Here is a 534-nt window from a genome sequence, read left to right as displayed (position 1 = left end):
ATAAAAAAACGATAACAAGTAGAACTTGAAATCGTAGAGAGATTTCAAGAATGACAGCTATTTCTGAAGCTTCAATACACGCAATCGCGTGAGCATCACCACAAATTCCACAAACGCTCTCTGCAAGAGAGCACATTAGAACATAAGTAATACTATTTACAGCTAGCATCTCCAGCCCGCGGAGTTCGCAAAATGAGAAGTAGTGAGCATCGATGATCTCGTGGCCAACACAGAAAAGTGAAATGTGGTCTGGCTCGTCAGATGTAACGTGTAGTGGTCCAAGTGGTTCGTCCTCTACTGCGACACCTGTTGGGAAGAAAAATTCGGAATCGGGCAGATGTCTGTGATCTAGTGGATCAGGGCGGTAGCTGTGGTCCATAGCGTCTTTTCTAAGTGGGTGAACGCCGTCTGGCCAGTCATCACTTAATTATAGACGTATTGTATCAGTCAGACCCTCAGCTACTAGTCCAAACATATCATAAGCTACTCTCTCATTCCAAGCACAAGCTGGCACAAGCGGAGTAACTGATGGAA

The 534-nt window shown here is 44.9% G+C and carries 1 pseudogene; it reads right to left on the bottom strand.

Annotated elements, in window-relative coordinates:
• Window positions 1–534, bottom strand: a pseudogene (locus tag CYP05_RS07550) (NADH-quinone oxidoreductase subunit C); the annotation flags it as partial.

Source organism: Campylobacter concisus (assembly GCF_002913545.1).
GTDB lineage: Bacteria > Campylobacterota > Campylobacteria > Campylobacterales > Campylobacteraceae > Campylobacter_A > Campylobacter_A concisus_AV.
This window is presented reverse-complemented; position numbering and strand designations above follow the sequence as displayed.